This window comes from Pseudomonas sp. 05L36 (assembly GCF_056398125.1).
Genome location: NZ_JBFTOU010000012.1, coordinates 54,537 through 70,213, shown reverse-complemented (window position 1 = coordinate 70,213; position 15,677 = coordinate 54,537). Strand labels below are relative to the sequence as shown.

16 protein-coding genes and 2 pseudogenes are annotated in these 15,677 nt (G+C 56.5%); 8 read left to right on the top strand and 10 right to left on the bottom strand.

Annotated elements, in window-relative coordinates:
• Positions 1-112 precede the first annotated feature (112 nt).
• From AC1DKH_RS15075 to AC1DKH_RS15065, 3 genes and pseudogenes are all read right to left on the bottom strand, one after another.
• A pseudogene (locus AC1DKH_RS15075) lies at positions 113-307 on the bottom strand (alpha/beta fold hydrolase); the annotation flags it as partial.
• A gap of 156 nt (positions 308-463) precedes the next feature.
• Entirely contained in the window at positions 464-679 is a 216-nt protein-coding gene (locus AC1DKH_RS15070) for a hypothetical protein (RefSeq protein ID WP_477798549.1), read from the bottom strand.
• 325 nt (positions 680-1,004) lie between these two features.
• The gene (locus AC1DKH_RS15065) at positions 1,005-1,802 is read right to left on the bottom strand and encodes a hypothetical protein (RefSeq protein WP_477798548.1); all 798 of its coding nucleotides are present in this window, start codon (positions 1,800-1,802) and stop codon (positions 1,005-1,007) included.
• Between the two features lie 861 nt (positions 1,803-2,663).
• On the opposite strand from AC1DKH_RS15065, the gene AC1DKH_RS15060 reads away from it, so the two are divergent.
• The gene (locus AC1DKH_RS15060) at positions 2,664-2,963 is read left to right on the top strand and encodes a hypothetical protein (RefSeq protein WP_477798547.1); all 300 of its coding nucleotides are present in this window, start codon (positions 2,664-2,666) and stop codon (positions 2,961-2,963) included.
• Between the two features lie 110 nt (positions 2,964-3,073).
• Here AC1DKH_RS15060 and AC1DKH_RS15055 read toward each other — a convergent pair whose 3' ends face one another.
• The 3 genes from AC1DKH_RS15055 to AC1DKH_RS15045 form a co-directional block, all read right to left on the bottom strand.
• A complete protein-coding gene (locus AC1DKH_RS15055; RefSeq protein ID WP_477798546.1) occupies positions 3,074-3,430 on the bottom strand; it encodes a hypothetical protein in 357 nt (118 codons plus the stop codon).
• 49 nt (positions 3,431-3,479) lie between these two features.
• Positions 3,480-3,884: a DUF6957 family protein gene (locus AC1DKH_RS15050; RefSeq protein WP_477798545.1), complete on the bottom strand. Its 405-nt coding sequence runs from the start codon at positions 3,882-3,884 to the stop codon at positions 3,480-3,482.
• A 69-nt stretch (positions 3,885-3,953) separates the two neighbouring features.
• The gene (locus tag AC1DKH_RS15045; RefSeq protein ID WP_477798544.1) at positions 3,954-4,682 is read right to left on the bottom strand and encodes a metallophosphoesterase family protein; all 729 of its coding nucleotides are present in this window, start codon (positions 4,680-4,682) and stop codon (positions 3,954-3,956) included.
• 820 nt (positions 4,683-5,502) lie between these two features.
• On the opposite strand from AC1DKH_RS15045, the gene AC1DKH_RS15040 reads away from it, so the two are divergent.
• On the top strand, positions 5,503-6,012 hold the full coding sequence (locus tag AC1DKH_RS15040) for a helix-turn-helix domain-containing protein (RefSeq protein ID WP_477798543.1): 510 nt from the start codon (positions 5,503-5,505) through the stop codon (positions 6,010-6,012).
• Positions 6,013-6,443: 431 nt separating this feature from the next.
• Positions 6,444-7,040, top strand: a pseudogene (locus AC1DKH_RS15035) (mechanosensitive ion channel family protein); the annotation flags it as partial.
• Between the two features lie 63 nt (positions 7,041-7,103).
• Here the strand turns inward: AC1DKH_RS15035 and AC1DKH_RS15030 are convergent.
• Positions 7,104-7,748: a hydrolase gene (locus AC1DKH_RS15030; protein ID WP_108218556.1), complete on the bottom strand. Its 645-nt coding sequence runs from the start codon at positions 7,746-7,748 to the stop codon at positions 7,104-7,106.
• Between the two features lie 158 nt (positions 7,749-7,906).
• Here AC1DKH_RS15030 and AC1DKH_RS15025 point away from each other — a divergent pair, with 158 nt between their 5' ends.
• Positions 7,907-8,794, top strand: a complete 888-nt coding sequence (locus AC1DKH_RS15025; protein ID WP_108218555.1) for a LysR family transcriptional regulator — start codon at positions 7,907-7,909, stop codon at positions 8,792-8,794.
• 70 nt (positions 8,795-8,864) lie between these two features.
• On the opposite strand, the gene AC1DKH_RS15020 is transcribed toward AC1DKH_RS15025, so the two are convergent.
• The 3 genes from AC1DKH_RS15020 to AC1DKH_RS15010 all read right to left on the bottom strand — a co-directional run bounded on the left by AC1DKH_RS15020 (position 8,865) and on the right by AC1DKH_RS15010 (position 11,219).
• On the bottom strand, positions 8,865-9,731 hold the full coding sequence (locus AC1DKH_RS15020) for a carboxylate/amino acid/amine transporter (protein ID WP_477798542.1): 867 nt from the start codon (positions 9,729-9,731) through the stop codon (positions 8,865-8,867).
• Between the two features lie 341 nt (positions 9,732-10,072).
• Entirely contained in the window at positions 10,073-10,672 is a 600-nt protein-coding gene (locus AC1DKH_RS15015) for an FMN-dependent NADH-azoreductase (protein WP_108218553.1), read from the bottom strand.
• Positions 10,673-10,904: 232 nt separating this feature from the next.
• A complete protein-coding gene (locus AC1DKH_RS15010; protein WP_477762574.1) occupies positions 10,905-11,219 on the bottom strand; it encodes a 3-phosphoglycerate kinase in 315 nt (104 codons plus the stop codon).
• A gap of 49 nt (positions 11,220-11,268) precedes the next feature.
• On the opposite strand from AC1DKH_RS15010, the gene AC1DKH_RS15005 reads away from it, so the two are divergent.
• From AC1DKH_RS15005 to AC1DKH_RS14990, 4 genes are all read left to right on the top strand, one after another.
• A complete protein-coding gene (locus AC1DKH_RS15005) occupies positions 11,269-12,192 on the top strand; it encodes a PA3225 family LysR-type transcriptional regulator (protein WP_008018223.1) in 924 nt (307 codons plus the stop codon).
• Positions 12,193-12,206: 14 nt separating this feature from the next.
• A complete protein-coding gene (locus AC1DKH_RS15000; protein WP_477798541.1) occupies positions 12,207-13,010 on the top strand; it encodes an alpha/beta fold hydrolase in 804 nt (267 codons plus the stop codon).
• A gap of 3 nt (positions 13,011-13,013) precedes the next feature.
• Positions 13,014-13,571 (top strand): peptidylprolyl isomerase, encoded by a 558-nt coding sequence (locus AC1DKH_RS14995; protein ID WP_477752912.1) that lies wholly within the window; start codon positions 13,014-13,016, stop codon positions 13,569-13,571.
• Positions 13,572-13,664: 93 nt separating this feature from the next.
• A complete protein-coding gene (locus AC1DKH_RS14990) occupies positions 13,665-15,497 on the top strand; it encodes an ABC transporter ATP-binding protein (RefSeq protein ID WP_477752911.1) in 1,833 nt (610 codons plus the stop codon).
• Positions 15,498-15,677 lie beyond the last annotated feature (180 nt).

The window sequence follows — 15,677 nt, the reverse complement described above, 5'->3', positions numbered from 1 at the left end:
ATTTTTATGATGTTCTCTTCCGAGCAGGGAGGTAGGGAGGTAGGGAGGTAGGGAGAACAACCTCCGCTGGGTCAACCGCCGGGGTTTTGCTTTTCATCTCCCTGTAATTGTCTTAACTGCGGTTCAACTCTTCGGCCAGCACTTTGTTGAAGCCAGGCGGATCTTCCATTTGCGGCGCATGGCCTTTGCCTGCAAACTTGATCAACTTCGCTCCCGGAATCAACTTGGACGCCTGCTTCCCAAGGACACGGTAGTGCAGTGGTCAGTGACCGATTTTCGCCTTGATATCAGGCGGGGGCAATGAAGCACTACTCTGCATAAAAAAAGGGCCTTGCTTAAGGCCCTTTTGTACTCAAACCAAGATCAGTTGGTCAGCCAGAACTCGATGTTGACGGAGCTGCCATACGTACCGACCCCAAACATACGGTTAGTACAGCCCGTCCGCTAAGTCGCTGGCGGTCAGTCACGCGGATTTGATGGCACCGCCTTGGATGTCGTCGCGCGCCAATCGCAGGTCATCGGCGTCCTGATTGAGCCGGTGAACCAGGTTGAGCAACCGTTGCCGTAACACCTCGTCCGTGATCTGCTCAGCTGCACGCATAACATCCAACGCCGCGTGCTCATTGTTGCTAGCGACGGAGTCGAGCAGTTTACGCATACTTCTTGATGGCCGATTCATCTCCACCTCCCTAGATTTCAATGACGCGAATCATATAGCCAGAATGTTTCGTCAGTATTTCACCTGCACGAACTAGCTTGAATCATCGGCTCCGGCTCATTTGACGCTAGCTGGAGGGACAACCTGAGGGGTCGATTACGCTTGTAGCACCCCGTCATTGATGAAGCTAAGCGGCTCGCTCCAGAGCATCCAGCAAACCAAAAAACTCCCGAGAAAGCTTATATGTCAGATGATGAAATGCTGCAGACATTGAAGACAATTTATCAACGCCGAGGTTGTTTGTCGGGGCTTGTTATGCGTATCTTCGGCTGATTGCTCCTCCTTTCTAAACTGCAGGCTTCGCTGGTCTTACAACAGGCTTGCTTTTTATAAGCTTTAGCCTTTCCTCGTCGCTTGACAGTCCAGGTAAAACTTTGCTTGCGGTGAGCCATGAAATACCAAAGGCAATCAAGCCAGCGCGTTCACCTTGGAAAGTGAAACGCGGAATTCCGAAGCTGGTATGTAATAATAAACCCGCCGCCATAAACACAATGGATGCAATCATTGCAGCCCCACAAACTAAGTAGATACGCTTCCGAAGCTTCGCCTCTTTATTGATTTTCTTTTCTGCTCGCAGATAGAAAATTCGGCAAAAAATAGCCAACATTATGAAAAGAGTGGCCGCCGCGATGAAGTGCACAGGTGACGCCCTACCCAAAGCATCTAACTGTCCGCAGGTAAGGTCGGACAACTTCGCTCCTTGCTCTAAACTTTCCTTAACGCAGTCACAAGGAAATAATGCGACGCCCAATGCAGACACTCCTGCTACTTTGCTTATACATTTTTCTCGTATCGACGAACCGTTATAGGCTATCAAAAATGCAGAGATTGCAAAAAGAGAACCAACGAAGAAGTCCCGAGGCCACCCCCCTTCTACGTAGGATGCGCTGATTGAATCTATAGAAGTAACCGAAAGAAAACTACAAACGTTTGCTAAAAAAATAGCTATCATCCCTACCAATAACTTGAGGGCGCGCTGATCTATCTCCTCTGGCTCAGGTGCTAACTCATTTATCCCTGTGTCACTGACGGGATTATTCCCCGTATTTGGCTGAAGATATGTATACGGGTTTCTGGTATCCATAGGAGGGTGCTCATAGATTGTGGATAGTATCCTGATTGATCCGGGCACCGCGCCCGCGCACTACGAAAATAGCCGTCACAACTACTATTCACAATCAGGATGTACTGTCGCCCCATCCTCCAATGCCCACCGTCGGCCATTCCTTCGAGCATATACAATGTGTAGCACACCAAATCTATCCAGCGCCCAATTCGCGCATATAGAAGACCAACGGTGGGTGATTGTTTGCCGATGGTCGTAAAATCAGCCTCGTTAAGTGACGAAGCGGGTGACGCGGCTAACAATGGGGTTTCAGAGATGAACCCAGTGACTCCCGACGGTCGATACTTTGTAGTCAAAGGGCAGCGGTGGCGTTGCTCCAATCCATCCCTAAGTGAAGATGTGCGGCAACAGCTGACCAACGATCTCATGGCAGCGCGACGTGGTCATAAGAGCTGGATCCTGACCGCTTTTCGATGTACCGCCGGGGCAGCAATGCAGTCGCTTCTTCGCGTAAGCTGCTAACCGTGCGAGTTGGATTTCTGGCTGCTGCGGCCAGCAGCATCTGGGCTCAGACGAATATCGGGGGTTTCATCTCTCACCCAGTGGCGCGGGCCGAATCAGCTGGCTGTAACGAGTATCGAGGGTTTTATCTCTCGGCCCCTTGGCTGCTGAGACCTGCACCACCGGGTATCAGACGAATACCGGGGGGGGGGGGATCTCTCACTAGGTGGCGGGGGCCGAATCAGCTGACTAAAACGAATATCGAGGGTTTTATCTCTCGGCTGTGTGGCTGTTTTTAACGATACAACAGCCAGTTCCCGGCTCTTAAGTGAACGCGTGATAGCCTCCTCTCAGATGTCAACATCGCGAGAATTCATCTTGAGAAAAAGCAGCGCACCTAACGATTTCAATGCACTGATCAGCGCACCAAAATTTTCGGACGATCCTATCGGGCACCGGCAAAAGAAACGGTGGCAACTGATCGTTGGCGACCTTTACAAGAGTACGTCTATCGAGGTATTGCTTGAGGCCAGGGGCAAAGCTGAAGGCTGCATCCATGGCCTGGTGGATGCTGGGCACCTGTCGACGAGAGACACCGACCGGGATTATTTGATTCTTTGCATCGTTCAAAGGCGGCGCGAGTTTTTGCAGAAATTGCTGAACGAGTTCGGCTACTGAGTCAGGTACCACTCTCGTGAAAACAGCCCATGGATGAGGTGAGTCACGGGATGGAACCGACCAAGTTAAAGAGCTCCGAATTGCGATTTCGGAGCTCTTTAACTGACGTATCAGATGCGCTCGCCAGTCCGCAGAAACCTCAGAAAACTCTGCCGTCCAACATCTCGCATAAAGCTGCCAATGACATAATTGCCGTCTTGTGTTTCAAGCAGCCAGAAACGCCCTTCCTTTCGTACGGTGTGAATTTTTCCTGTGCGAAGGATGGAGCCATCTGCTTTGCGGTATCCCTCGTGTTTCTCAGAGTGGTCAAAAGAAACACCCACGCAGGTATCCTCGGCGATGAAAGCATCACTGATGAAAGCAGTAATTGGCACGCTGTACTTTCGATGGCTCGCTCGCACCAAGCGACTCAGCTGAAAGTCACTCACATCCTTGCCGTGAAACTCCACTTCGATGACATCAGGCATCCGGCCAAACCTCAAAAAATCAATAACTGTGTGTTTGCGATGCCATAGCTCACCCAGCGGACATAGAAAAAGCGGCAGCCACGCTAGCCTCTTTTTTCTGGCCTGCACCTAAGAGCAAGTAGACGGTGTCTTTGGTTTCAAAAATGCAGCCTTCGGTGAATGATTTTCCGAAGTTGCTGCGTGCCCACATGGTCGGCTCGAAACGGCCCTTGCTGTCCAAGACTACCTCATGAGCGAAAAGTGTCGCAGGAAGCAGTCCGAGCTTCGTCAATTTTTCGTTCTCCTCAGGCGTCATGATGAGGTCGATCAAAATCCACTGCCGAACGATGCAGAATGGTTTGCCTGGGAACGACCTTCCTGCCAAAGAGATCAGGTCTTCTTGCGAGCCACTCCAACCAGGAATTGCTTCTCCCGCGCCGTAAAAGAGTTGCGAGATTTCATCCAACGTCACCATTAAAAAATCCTCCACGTTCATTGAGCGCGGCCAGCCGCGCGAGCGTGCCTATTGACCAATCACTAGCAATCAGAGGTCGATCAGTAAATTAGGATCAAAGCCGGTCTCTTGGTCTGGGTACCCAAGTGGGTTTGAAACCACACGGCATCCACATTTGGTGAAGTCCGCTGCTACATGTGTATGTCCGTAGATCCAAAAGTCGGCCTTACCCAAGAGCTCGGGCCAGTCATTGGCATAAGCAGCGATCAGGTGTGCGGGAAGCTCATCACCAACGTAATCCAATACCGGTGCATGGTGCGTAACTACAACGGTTTTGCCATCGAATGGTTTGTCCAGTTCCTGTGTGAGCCAGGCATAGGCTGCTTTTGATCTAGCGATCAAGTCATCAGGACGAAGGCGCCGGTATCTCTCGTCTACTCTGATGACGGTGAAGTCGTTCATCCATTCCCAAGCGACGCGCTTCGCGGCAGCAACGTCTCCAGTCGAGGAGTAATCTGTCCACGCTGTCGTGACCAAAAACCTAGTTTGATTCAGGATCAAAGCCTCGTTTTCGAGGACGTGGACATGTGGCGCTGCCGCGTCCTTCATTTTTCGAAGCGTGTGATCAATGTGGCCACCGTAAAACTCGTGATTGCCACACACGTAGATCACCGGGCACCCGAACACCTCGTTCGCCCATTTCACGCCGCGCGATTTGATATCAATGTCGCCGGCGAGAATGACGACGTCCGCGCCGCTTGAAGCGGGCTCGAACAGGGCGAACTCGTTATGCAGGTCTGAATAGATTTGCAGCTTCATCGGAAACGCCTTGTTGATCAGTTCTCAGCACATTCCTGAACTGGTGAATGAGCACTCTTCGTATCCTCGTAGATTGTTCGAGTGTTGGTGAGCAAACTGACATCGAGACAATTGTGAGCGCTGCTGTACACAGCTCCGCTAGCGACCTTGTGAAGCAGAACGCGCCTTCTATTTTGGTCGTAACCAACCACCAGACTGGTCAACGTCTCCATGCGGTCAGAAGTAGTTCCATTCACATGGGGCGCGGTCACAACCTGCACCTCTTCGATCATCTGATCTGGACTCCGCAGCGAAAGTAAGTGCTCCAGAACGGAGGCGTCTGCTGGCATACACCATTTAGGCCAAGATCGGCCTCCGTCACGAATCCGCCAGCGGACGTGGTACCAAGGAACCTCCAATTCGCGCTCGACCATTCGCCAAGCCGATTGGCCTGGCCCTGGGAATCCAGGCGGGCCAATCGAAAAAGTTTTATCTGAAATAAACATGACGCGGGGTTCCTCGTGGCGCGGTGCAGCAGTTCGAAATACGGTGGGCTGGGTAAAAATCTTGTCACGTGAAGATGGGGTTGGTGATTACCAGCTCATCACCTCTCTCAAGCTTTGCAACCTGAATTCAGGCAGATCTATCCCCCCCAACGTTCTGACAATTTATGGCTATTGTTCAGTAGGACGATTCGGATTCTGGTGCTGATGCTTAGGGTCGTTACCGGTAGTTGCAACCGGCCTCGCAGGCTTCACCGGCACTGAAGTGATTGAAGCAACGCTGTTGAAATCGTAAACCGTCCCAACCAAATCCCATTTAGATAAATATATAGATTTGAATGGGATTACGCAAACGCGGCATACCGTCCTGCTTTAGAAGGGGAGCTAGGATGTTGCTTCGCAAGGCGTACGCAGTAGTGCTACAGCTATTGAGGGCTCGACTGGGTCTCTCACAGCACGACATTGCGATAACCGTAACGCAATCGCACGTGAGCCAACTCGAAGCGGTCAAAACGTCGGCGACCTTGGAAGTCAGCCAGGAGCTCGCAGAAGCACTGCACCTGCATCCCGTATCGTTTCTAGCCCTTGTTCATGCAGCCCAAGACCAAAAATCCGCAAGGGAAATTTTGCATTTAGCTCTTGAAGAATTGGACGCAATTGAACTGCTGGATGCATCTCTCCCCACCCAGCCAGAGAAGCTGTCCCATCCGCAGACGGTAGCAGCGGAGAAAAAATGGGAAGCAGTCCAGGTGCTGAAAAAAGAAGGGCGTAGCCAAGCTGAGGTTGTAGAGATTTTGGGACTGCCGAAATCAACAGTTGGGCGGCTTTGGCATAAGAAAAATTCGTAGGCTTAACGCTTAGCTCCCCCGAACAAGTCTCTTACTCGATATTTATGTGATAAGACTTGAAGCCTCTCAGGACTTGAGCGATTTCTCGCATACGATTGTGGGCCCAGCCTGAAGAGGCCGTCTTAGGAGAGTGCCAATAATGTGCCACTCATGCAGAGAAGCGGCATTCTCCGCAGAAAAAGGCGTTCAAAATCAGAGCTACCTCCCCTTCTACCGACAGGTAATTCATCGCACCAGCCTTCACCCCTCATCGCAATGCGTGGAGACTGGCTTGGCCTCAAGCGGCTTATGCGCCCTAGATCTCTTCTGAAACCAATCGAATCTGCTGTCCATTTCAACCCCAAAAAAATGGACAAAGCCGTTTGAACCCAAAGCGTTGATTTAGTGGGCTCTCAGCTGTCCATTTTTTTCTTAACTCACTATTAACCGGATTCGACAAGACCATCGTCTCGATCCCGACCTGGCGCCTGATGTCCGAGTCGTTCAAGAACTGGCGCGGCATGCAGGCTTCCGGCGGGCGCCGGATCAAACGCAGTCTGTTCATCGACGCCAGCGGCGTACGCTTTCTGCGTGACGACGAAGAGCAGAAGCTGTCCCAGGTGCACTTGCTCACTGACTACATGACCCGCAAACAGGCCGAACTCAAGGCCTGGAACGAAGCTCAGGGCAACGTCGCGGCCATGTCGGCCAACCGTCGGCGGATGACCAACATCGGCACTTTGCGCGCCTATGCACTGGCCTACCTGAAGAGTCACCCGGAGATCCAGCCGAACATGACCTGCATGGTGCGTCAGATGCAGACAACGGCCCAGGGTATTCCGCTGGAAATCTACTGTTTTACCCGCACCACGGCGTGGGCTGATTACGAGCGGATCCAGGGGGATATTTTCGACTACCTGCTGGCGGTGCTGCCGGAGTTTGGCTTGAGCCTGTATCAGCAGCCGAGCGGAACGGATTTGCGTGCGGGGATATTGCCGGCGGTGCTGGGCGTGAGCCATATTCCCGAAGCGGAAAAACGCAGGGTGTAACACCCAAAAAAACTGTGGGAGCGAGCCTGCTCGCTCCCACAGGTGTCGCGATAATATTCTCGGTTACTTCACCTGCCGCTGCGGTGCCTTGTGCACCATGGTGTAGGCGTAATCCACGCCCATGCCGTACGCGCCGCTGTGTTCCAGCACCAGTTCCATCACCGCTTCGTAAGTATCCTTGTGCGCCCAGTCACGCTGGTATTCGAGCAACACCTGTTGCCAGGTCACCGGTACCGCGCCGGCCTGAATCATCCGTTGCACCGACATGTCGTGGGCTTCCTTGCTGGTGCCACCGGAGGCGTCGGTGACGATGTACACCTCGTAGCCTTCAGCCAGGGCCTCCAGTGCCGGGAAAGTCAGGCAGACCTCAGTCCACAGCGCCGCAATGATCAGCTTCTTGCGACCGGTGGCTTTCACCGCGTCTACCAGTGCCTTGTCTTCCCAGGAGTTCATCGAGGTGCGCTCGATCGGCTTTTGCTCCGGGTGCACTGCCAGCAATTCAGGCCAGATGTAACCGCTGAAGCTTTCGGTTTCGACCGAGGTGTAGATGGTCGGCACGTTGAAGATCTTCGCTGCCTTGGCCAGGCCCACGGTGTTGTTCTTCAGGGTCTGGCGATCAATGGACTGCACGCCGAAAGCCATTTGCGGCTGGTGGTCGATCAGGATCAGGGCGGAGTTGGTTGGGTTGAGCAGTTCACGAATAGACATGGCGCGTTCCTTTTGATGTCGATACTTCGAATGGGTAAGGGGTTAGTCGACCTTGCCTTCAGCAGCGTTGTTGTCGGCTTGGATGTCACTTTAGGGGCTAGCAATAAAAGGGACAATTACCTAAAATCGAGAATCATTGATTCTAAAACAGGGACAATATGGATCGCATCGAATGCATGCGCGCCTTCGTCGTCACGGTCGGCGAGAACGGCTTCGCCGCAGCCGCCCGGGCCATGGACGTGCCGCGCTCGAAAGTCAGCAAACAGATTCAGGCACTGGAAGAAGCCATCGGCGTGCAATTGCTGCAACGCACCACCCGCAGCCTGCACCTGACCGAGGCCGGAGCCGAGTATTTCGACGCAGCACGGGAGGTGCTGGCGGCACTGGACGAGGCCGAGCAACGCGCCCGTGACGGCATCGGCGAGTTACGCGGTGTGTTGCGGGTCAATGCGCCGATGTCGTTCGGTCTTCGGCGGCTGGGGCCATTGATTCCGCTGTTTCATGAACAGCACCCGAACATCGAGTTGCAACTGGTGCTCAGCGACCAGCAGGTCGATCCGGTGCGGGGCGGCTTTGACGTAACCATCCGCATCGCCAGCATGCCCGACTCGACGATGATCGCCCGGCAGCTGGCGCCCGCACCGCGCATCATGGTGGCGTCCCCGGCTTATCTCGAACGCGCCGGCGTTCCGCAGACTCCGCAGGATCTGCGCGCCCATCAATGCCTGAACTACGGGTATCTGCAGAGCGGTGTCAGCCTGCAACTGTGCAATGGCAAGGAAACCCAACGGGTGAACGTCACCGGCCCACTGCACGCCAACAACGGCGACCTGCTCGCCCAGGCCGCCGAAGCCGGCATGGGCATCGCCCTGCTGCCCGACTTCATCGTCGAAGATGCGCTGGCGGCCGGGCGGCTGGTGCCGGTGCTGTGCGAATGGCAGGCTCCGGCGATCACCATCAACGCGGTGTATTCGTCGGCGCGGCGGGTGCCGCAAAAGACCCGGGCGTTTATCGAGTTTCTGGTGGGGCAACTGGCGCCGAAGTGATTTTCGGAGATCACGCAATCCCTTGTAGGAGCGAGCCTGTTCCTACAAGGGATATCGGGTTATCCAGGGTTCAGTGGACGGCCAGAGGTTTGCGTATACCCAACCGACTGATCCACACCGCCAGCAAAATCACCAAACCGCCGAGCAACAACCGCCCCAGTTCTTCATGCTGGTTCCATATCAGCAGGTTGATCAGCAGTCCCACCGGCACATGCAGGTTGTTCATCACCGCCAGCGTCCCGCCGTTGACCAGGCACGCGCCCTTGTTCCACCAGTACAGCCCCAAAGCGGTCGAGACCAGGCCGAGGAACAGCAGCACGCCCCATTGCAGCGGCGCTTCGGGCAGGAAGTTCTGTTTGCCGAATAGTAGAAACGCCGGCAACACCACCGCCAGCGCGCCGAGGTAGAAGTAGCCGAAGCGACGGTAATGCGGCAGATCGCTTGGGTGGCGCGCGACCAGGTGTTTGTAGAGCACCTGCCCGGCAGCGAAGGTGAAGTTGGCCAATTGCAGCAACAGGAAACCCATGAGGAAGTCCGGACTGATCCGGTCAAGGCGAATCACCGCCGCCCCCGCCACCGCCACCAGCGCCGCGACCAGGGCCCAGGGATTGAAGCGACGGTTGAGCGCATCTTCGATCAGGGTCACGTGCAGCGGCGTGAGGATGGTGAACAACAACACTTCCGGCACCGTCAGTACACGAAAGCTCAGGTACAGGCAGACGTAGGTCACGCCAAACTGCAACGCGCCGATCAGCAGCATGCCGCGCATGAATGCCGGCTCCACCGAGCGCCAGCGGGTCAGCGGGATGAACACCAGCCCTGCCAGCAGTACGCGTACCAGCACGGCAAAGTAACTGTCGACATGACCGGCCAGGTATTCGCCGATCAAACTGAAGGAAAACGCCTGGATCAGTGTGACAAAAAGTAGATAGCCCATGCTCGCCTCATTTCGAATGGCGGCGACGATAGCGGGTTTTGCCCTTTATCGCGATCGCTAAACCAACACAAAACCTGTGGGAGCGAGCCTGCTCGCGAAGACGGCGTGTCAGACACATAGATGCTGGATATGCCGACGCTTTCGCGAGCAGGCTCGCTCCCACAGGGTTACATGGGTGTCTATAAAATCGCAGGCAAAAAAAAGCCCGATCTCGCTAAAGCGTTCAATCGGGCCAGAGCACTCAGGAGCAACAAGTGCGAAGGGAGGTTCGATGCGCGTACAGGCTTGAAGGGTTGCGCCAGGTCACTAGACCATCCAGCGATTATCTGGCGATTAACGTATCAGGCCACTTGCGAAAGCTTGGCGTTCGCCTGGTTCAAGCCTTTCTCCTGGAAGTCACCGCCCAGGTTCATGCCTTCGGCGTGGATGAATGTCACGTCGTGGATACCGATGAAGCCCATGACCTGACGCAGGTACGGTTCCTGGTGATCGGCGGTGCTGCCGGCGTAGATCCCGCCACGAGCCGTCAGCACGTAGGCACGCTTGCCGCTGAGCAAGCCTTGCGGACCGGTTTCGGTGTACTTGAAGGTCACTCCGGCCCGCAGCACATGGTCAAGCCAGGCTTTCAGGGTGCTGGGGATGGCGAAGTTGTACATCGGCGCGGCCATCACCAGTACATCGGCGGCGAGCAATTCGTCGGTCAACTGGTTGGAGCGTTCCAGAGACGCCTGTTCGATGTCGCTGCGCTGCTCGGCGGGTTTCATCCAGCCACCCAGCAGGTTGATGTCCAGGTGCGGCACCGGCTTGACGGCCAGGTCCCGGATGGTGATCTGGTCATTCGGGTGGGCGGCTTTCCACTGGCTGATGAAGGTCTGGGTCAGTTGACGGGAAACCGAGTCTTGCTGACGGGCACTGCTTTCGATGATCAGAACGCGGGACATGGGATGTAGCCTCCATCTGAGAATGCTGTAGGTCGATGGAGTGAAGGTTAAACAGAGTCATATCGATGAAAAAGCGCAAATAACTGCTATAACCCATCAATAAATTCGTTTATAAGCACAGCATACCCTGCCTCTGTAGGAGCGAGCTTGCTCGCGAGGGTGTATCAGACACAGTGGTGTCGATTGACCCACCGCATCGCGAGCAAGCTCGCTCCTACAGAAGAGCCAGGCGTCATTTCGGGGTGCAGGACAGTTCGATGCGCAGCTTGATGATGCTACGGGTGAATTTGACGGTGGCATTTTTGTGCTTGCCGGCCGGTACGTCGATCTTGCGGGTACGCGGTGCTTCCGGGCCATTGATGAAAACGGCCTTGCAGCTGGCATCGACGTCGCCGTAGTTGGCCACCTGAATGGAGCCGATGTCGCTATCCGTGTCGTAGGTCTGGTAATCGATCTTCATGCCGTTGAGGTCTTTCTTCACGTCGATCGGGTAAGCCATCGCCGTCAGCGGCAGCAGCGCCAGCATCACACAACAGATTTTTTTCATTCAGCAGCCTCCAGTAAGGGCTGCCAGCTTAGGACAAGAGGAGCTCAACATGAAAGCGCCCCGCGTGACCCTTGATCAATGGCGAACGCTACAAGCCGTGGTCGATCACGGTGGTTTCGCCCAGGCCGCCGAGGCGCTGCATCGCTCGCAATCGTCAGTCAGCTACACCGTGGCCCGCATGCAGGATCAACTCGGTGTGCCGTTGCTGCGCATCGACGGACGCAAAGCCGTGCTGACCGAAGCCGGCGGCGTACTATTACGCCGTTCCCGGCAACTGGTGAAACAGGCCAGTCAGCTGGAAGACCTGGCCCATCACATGGAGCAGGGCTGGGAAGCCGAAGTGCGCCTGGTGGTCGATGCCGCTTACCCAAGCGCCCGCCTCGTCCGCGCCTTGACCGCGTTCATGCCGCAAAGCCGTGGCTGCCGGGTGCGCCTGCGTGAGGAAGTGCTGTCGGGCGTGGAGGAAGTCCTGCTCGAAGGCGTGGCCGACCTGGCCATCACCGGGTTCAGTATTCCCGGTTACCTGGGCGCGGAATTGAGCGACGTCGAGTTCGTGGCGGTCGCCCACCCGGAGCATCCCCTGCACCGCCTCAACCGCGAACTGAGCTTCCAGGACCTGGAAAGCCAGATGCAAGTGGTGATCCGCGACTCGGGCCGCCAGCAACCACGGGACGTCGGCTGGCTCGGTGCCGAACAGCGCTGGACCGTCGGCAGCCTGGCCACCGCTGCGACCTTCGTCAGCAGCGGCCTGGGGTTTGCCTGGCTGCCCCGGCACATGATCGAACGGGAACTCAAGGAAGGTACGCTCAAGCTGCTACCGTTGGACCAGGGCGGTAGCCGTAACCCGAGCTTTTACCTGTATTCGAACAAGGACAAACCGCTCGGGCCGGCCACGCAGATTCTCATCGAACTGCTGCGTACGTTTGACACCGCACCACTGGACGCACCGTTCGCCGCCCCCGAACAAGCCTGACACGGAGTGTACGCATGGCCTATTTCGAACACGAAGGTTGCAACCTGCACTATGAGGAATATGGCCACGGCACGCCGCTGCTGCTGGTCCACGGTCTCGGCTCCAGTACGCTGGACTGGGAAAAACAGATCCCGGCACTGACCACCCGCTACCGGGTGATCGTCCCCGATGTCCGCGGTCACGGCCGTTCGGACAAACCCCGGGAGCGCTACAGCATTGCCGGATTCAGCGCTGACCTGATTGCACTGATCGAACACCTCAATCTCGGCCCGGCACATTATGTCGGCCTGTCGATGGGCGGCATGATCGGCTTCCAGTTGGGCGTGGATCAGCCGCAACTGCTCAAGAGCCTGTGCATCGTCAACAGCGCACCCGAGGTCAAACTGCGCAGCCGCGATGACTACTGGCAGTGGTTCAAGCGCTGGAGCCTGATGCGCGCCCTTAGCCTGGGCGGCATCGGCAAGGCGCTGGGCGGCAAGTTGTTCCCGAAGCCCGAGCAGGCCGACTTGCGACAAAAGATGGCCGAACGCTGGGCAAAAAACGATAAACATGCTTATCTCGCCAGCTTCAATGCCATTGTCGGCTGGGGGGTTCAGGAACGACTTTCGAAGGTCACCTGTCCAACCCTCATCGTCAGCGCCGACCGTGACTACACACCGGTGGCGCTGAAGGAAAACTACGTAAAACTGCTGCCCGACGCGCGGCTGGTGGTGATCGCCGATTCCCGCCACGCCACGCCGCTGGACCAGCCGGAACACTTCAACCAGACACTGCTGGAATTTCTGACCGCAGTCGACACCACCACTCAGGATCACTGACCCATGCTGAAAAAAATCGCCCTCGCCGCAGGCTCCGTCCTGTTTGCCGCCAACCTGATGGCCGCGACGCCGGAAAAGGCACCGCATGTGCTGCTGGACACCACCAATGGCCAGATCGAAATCGAACTGGACCCGGTCAAGGCCCCGATCAGTACCAAGAACTTTCTTGAGTACGTCGACAGCGGCTTCTACAACAACACGATTTTCCACCGGGTGATTCCGGGTTTCATGGTCCAGGGCGGCGGCTTCACCCAAGCCATGCAGCAAAAAGACACCAAGGCGCCGATCAAGAACGAGCACAAGAACGGCCTGGTCAACGTGCGTGGCACCTTGTCCATGGCCCGTACCTCGGTGCCTGACTCGGCCACCAGCCAGTTCTTCATCAACGTCAAGGACAACGACTTCCTTGACCAGGGCGACGGCTACGCGGTGTTCGGCAAAGTGGTCAAAGGCATGGACGTGGTCGATATCATCGTCAATTCGCCAACCACCGTTCGTGGCGGCATGAAGGACGTGCCAGCCGATCCGGTGTACATCAAGTCGGCCAAGCGCATCGACTGAGACTAAGCTGGACAAGGATGTCCGAGCCGTTGCCGGTGCTTGCCGGCAACGCTCAAACCGTTAAAAGGAGAGCCCGTTCGCGGGCGAAAAAACATGCTTTATCGCCGTTTTGAAAAATTGATCGATGTTTTCCGTGAAGCACCGACGGCGTCTCCGCCGGACCGGGTTTTCCCTTTTTATACCTATTACCTCAAGCAGGTCTGGCCGAGCTTCGCCGCCCTGCTGATCGTCGGCCTGATGGGTGCCTTGATCGAAGTGGCATTGTTCAGCTACCTGAGCCGCATCATCGACCTGGCCCAAGGCACGCCGAACGTCAGTCTGTTCCAGGATCATGCCCTCGAACTGACCTGGATGGTGGTGGTTGCGCTGGTGCTGCGCCCGATCTTTGTCGGCCTGCATGACTTGCTGGTGCACCAGACCCTGAGCCCCAGCATGACCAGCATGATCCGCTGGCAGAACCACAGCTACGTGCTCAAGCAGAGCCTGAATTTCTTCCAGAACGACTTCGCCGGGCGCATCGCCCAACGCATCATGCAAACCGGCAACTCACTGCGCGATTCCGCCGTGCAGGCTGTTGATGCGTTGTGGCATGTGCTGATCTACGCCATCAGTTCCCTGGTGCTGTTCGCCGAAGCGGACTGGCGCCTGATAATCCCGCTGCTGACCTGGATCTTCGCCTTCATCGGCGCCCTCTGTTACTTCGTGCCAAGGGTGAAGGATCGCTCGGTGGTGGCCTCCGATGCGCGCTCCAAACTCATGGGGCGGATTGTCGACGGCTACACCAATATCACCACCCTGAAGCTGTTCGCCCACACCAACTTCGAACAGCAATACGCCCGCGAAGCCATCAAGGAACAGACCGAGAAGGCGCAACTGGCCGGCCGCGTGGTCACCAGCATGGACGTGGCCATCACCAGCATGAACGGCTTGCTGATCGTCTGCACCACCGGCCTGGCCCTGTGGTTGTGGACGCAGTCGCTGATCAGCGTGGGCGCGATTGCCCTGGCCACCGGCCTGGTGATTCGCATCGTCAACATGTCCGGCTGGATCATGTGGGTGGTGACCGGCATCTTCGAAAACATCGGCATGGTGCAGGACGGTCTGCAGACCATCTCGCAACCGGTCAGCGTCACCGACCGCGACCAGGCCAAGCCCCTGGCGGTGGCCCGTGGCGAAGTGCGCTTCGAACAGGTGGACTTCCACTACGGCAAGCGGAGCGGGATCATCGGTGACCTCAACCTGACCATCAAGGCCGGCGAGAAAATCGGCCTGATCGGCCCGTCCGGTGCAGGCAAATCGACCTTGGTGAACCTGCTGCTGCGCCTGTACGACGTCGAAGGCGGACGCATCCTGATCGACGGCCAGAACATCGCTGACGTCAGCCAGGAAAGCCTGCGCGAACGCATCGGCATGATCACCCAGGACACGTCGCTGCTGCACCGTTCGATCCGCGACAACCTGCTGTATGGCAAGCCCGACGCCACCGACGCCCAACTCTGGGAAGCGGTGCACAAGGCCCGGGCTGATGGCTTCATTCCCTCACTGTCGGACGCCGAAGGCCGCACCGGTTTCGATGCCCACGTCGGTGAGCGCGGGGTGAAACTCTCCGGCGGCCAGCGCCAGCGCATCGCCATTGCCCGTGTGTTGCTCAAGGACGCGCCGATCCTGATCATGGACGAGGCCACCTCGGCACTGGATTCGGAAGTCGAAGCGGCGATCCAGGAAAGCCTCGAAACCCTGATGCAGGGCAAAACCGTGATCGCCATCGCTCACCGGCTCTCGACCATCGCCCGGATGGACCGGCTGGTGGTGCTGGAAAACGGCAAAATCGCCGAAACCGGAACCCATGCCGAGCTGCTCGCCCATGGCGGTTTGTATGCGCGGTTATGGCAACACCAGACCGGTGGGTTTGTCGGGATCGATTGAGTATCAAGATGGCCACATTACCTGTAGGAGCGAGCTTGCTCGCGATGAATTAAAGGACGCCGCGCGGTGTCAGGCCCTCAGCATTATCGTTGACGACCATCGCGAGCAAGCTCGCTCCTACAGGGGTCAAGTGATTCCGATGGACCTTGGATAACCGCCAGGCCCCGCCAACAACGGGCC